The sequence below is a fragment of the Mammaliicoccus sp. J-M40 genome, assembly GCF_022386395.1.
Lineage (GTDB): Bacteria > Bacillota > Bacilli > Staphylococcales > Staphylococcaceae > Mammaliicoccus > Mammaliicoccus lentus.
Window position 1 is genome coordinate 1 of sequence record NZ_JAJNIQ010000027.1, and the last position, 3,157, is coordinate 3,157.

The 3,157-nt window shown below is 28.5% G+C and carries 3 protein-coding genes; 1 reads left to right on the forward strand and 2 read right to left on the reverse strand.

The features are described from left to right. The first annotated feature begins 319 nt into the window (after positions 1-319). Positions 320-520, forward strand: a complete 201-nt coding sequence (locus LQ688_RS13825; protein ID WP_001059083.1) for a cold-shock protein — start codon at positions 320-322, stop codon at positions 518-520. Positions 521-1,053: 533 nt separating this feature from the next. Here LQ688_RS13825 and LQ688_RS13830 read toward each other — a convergent pair. Beyond that, positions 1,054-1,977: a protein rep gene (locus tag LQ688_RS13830; RefSeq protein WP_094314590.1), complete on the reverse strand. Its 924-nt coding sequence runs from the start codon at positions 1,975-1,977 to the stop codon at positions 1,054-1,056. A 226-nt stretch (positions 1,978-2,203) separates the two neighbouring features. After that, positions 2,204-3,025, reverse strand: coding sequence for a putative RNA methyltransferase (locus LQ688_RS13835; RefSeq protein ID WP_049948317.1), 822 nt, complete (start codon positions 3,023-3,025; stop codon positions 2,204-2,206). Between the last annotated feature and the right edge of the window lie 132 nt (positions 3,026-3,157).

Below are 3,157 nucleotides of genomic sequence, written 5' to 3' on the forward strand. Positions count from 1 at the left end.
CAATTGCTTTATTGACGTTGAGCCTCGGAACCCTTAACAATCCCAAAACTTGTCGAATGGTCGGCTTAATAGCTCACGCTATGCCGACATTCGTCTTCAAGTTTAGTTAAGGGTTCTTCTCAACGATCAATAAATTTTCTCGGCATAAATGCGTGCTTTTAAAAATAAAGATGTACTTATCCAATAAATAAGCGTATACTTAATCTAACGTAATAAAAGCTCGTGAATTTAATTGTAGTGTATTTTTCTAGAATATCCTCTTTTTTATAAATGAAATTGTTACAAATATTATGTGCAAAAGCACTCGGAGGTATTCTATATGAATAACGGTACAGTAAAATGGTTTAATTCAGAAAAAGGTTTTGGTTTCATCGAAAGAGAAAATGGTAACGACGTATTCGTTCACTTTTCTAACATTGTTGGAGAAGGCTATAAATCTTTAGAAGATGGACAAAGCGTAGATTTCGACATAGTTGATGGTCAACGTGGCGAACAAGCAACTAATGTTGTTGCGGTCTAACGATAAATAAAAAAGTCCTGGTCTATAATAGACCAGGACTTTTTTATTTATCCAAAGGCACACTTACATACCAAAATGGTATCGTGCTAAATTCAAAAACACATGTGATAATCAAATATACTTATTTTGCATTTTAAAGGGGTATTTTAAAGATTTAAGGGTAATTTATATAGTTTTATACCTAAAAACTTATATTGGCTCTTAAAACGCAAATATAAGCCAAATAAATATATTCTCATTTCACAAACAAAATTTAAGCAAAACCAGTGGCTATTTTTTAGACACTGCCCAGTTACATGCAAATTAAAATTTTCATGATTTTTTATAGTTCCTAACAGGGTTAAAATTTGTATAACGAAAGTATATTGTTTATATAACGTTAGTATAATAAAGCATTTTAACATTATACTTTTGATAATCGTTTATCGTCGTCATCACAATAACTTTTAAAATACTCGTGCATAATTCAACAGCTGACCTCCCAATAACTACATGGTGTTATCGGGAGGTCAGCTGTTAGCACTTATATTTTGTTATTGTTCTTCCTCGATTTCGTCTATCATTTTGTGATTAATTTCTCTTTTTTCTTGTTCTGTTAAGTCATAAAGTTCACTAGCTAAATATTCTTTTTGTTTCCAAATATAAAAAATTTGATAGATATATTCGGTTGGATCAATTTCTTTTAAATAATCTAAATCCCCATTTTTTAATTTCTTTTTAGCCTCTTTAAATAATCCTGAATAAACTAATACCTGTTTACCTTTAAGTGATTTATAAAATGCATCAAACACTTTTTGATTTATTAAATAATCACTATCTTTACCAGAATACTTAGCCATTTCATATAACTCTTTATTGTTATTTTGTCTTATTTTTTGAACTTGAACTTGTGTAATTTCTGAAATTCCCGTTACATCACGCCATAAATCTAACCATTCTTGTTGGCTAATATAATATCTTTTATCTGTGAAATACGATTTATTTACTGCAATTAACACGTGAAAATGAGGGTTATAATCATCTCTTTTTTTATTATATGTAATCTCTAACTTACGAACATAACCCTTTATAACACTACCTACTTTTTTTCTCTTTATAAGTTTTCTAAAAGAATTATTATAACGTTTTATCTCATTTTCTAATTCATCACTCATTACATTAGGTGTAGTCAAAGTTAAAAAGATAAACTCCTTTTTCTCTTGCTGCTTAATATATTGCATCATCAAAGATAAACCTAATGCATCTTTTCTAGCTTTTCTCCAAGCACAGACAGGACAAAATCGATTTTTACAAGAATTAGCTTTATATAATTTCTGTTTTTCTAAAGTTTTATCAGCTACAAAAGACAGAAATGTATTGCAATCTTGAACTAAGTCCATTTGATTCTCTCCAATATGACGTTTAATAAATTTCTGAAATACTTGATTTCTTTGTTTTTTCTCAGTATACTTTTCCATGTTATAACACATAAAAACAACTTAGTTTTCCCAAACTATGATAATAAAAAAAGTTGCTTTTTCCCCTTTCTATGTATGTTTTTTACTAGACATTTAAAACGATACATTAATAGGTACGAAAAAGCAACTTTTTTTGTGCTTAAAACCAGTCATATCAATAACTTAAGGGTAACTAGCCTCGCCGGCAATAGTTACCCTTATTATCAAGACAAGAAGAAACTCGTTTTCAACTCGTTTTAAAACCACCAACCAAAACCTTAAAACTCATCGTAATTTCACTTAAGTTTTTCTTAATTATTCCTTCTTTTTCTACGTCACTTAAATTCCACGTTAAAGGCGTCATATCAAGTAATTTATTCAATTCTTCTTTATTTAATTTAACCTTATAACTAATGTCTATCATTTCAATTTTATTAAAATTAGCTTCAAATAAATCTATAACCTCAGAATTATCATAATCCTTATTTTTATGATTACTAAAGACTATATTCCTTATTTCTTTTAAATAATCACTATTAGGAATTATTTTTATCAATTTCCCCTCTTTATCTAGAACTCTTTTAAACTCATCATAATTAGAAGGGCTAAGCACATTAATTAAAAAGTCTACATTCCCATTCATAACTGGTATATCAGCTAGATCAGCAACCAACCAATTTATATTTTTATATGATTTTGCTGCTTTTTTTACACCTTCTTTTGCAATGTCTATACCTAAGAATTCATTTTCACCAAGAAATGTTTTACTAATTTCATTTAAAATATAACCCTCACCAGTACCAACATCTATCACATTATTTTTAGTTTTAATCTCATATTTTTTAATAATTTCTATGATTTTTGAAATTAATATCGAATACAAATTGCTACTATCATTCAATTCTCTTCTAGCAATAAACAATTTTTTATCGTATTTACTTTTTTTATGCCCTGAAATTAAATTCGAATAACCCTCTTTTGCAATATCAAAAGTATGGTTATTCTCACATGCTAAAGTTTTATAACCTCTCTTTAATTTTTCATCACATATAGAACACTTAAAAAACATATTCACACCTCCAATCAAATAATTATAAATAACAAAGTTGCTTTATTCCAATTGCTTTATTGACGTTGAGCCTCGGAACCCTTAACAATCCCAAAACTTGTCGAATGGTCGGCTTAATAGCTCACGCTATGC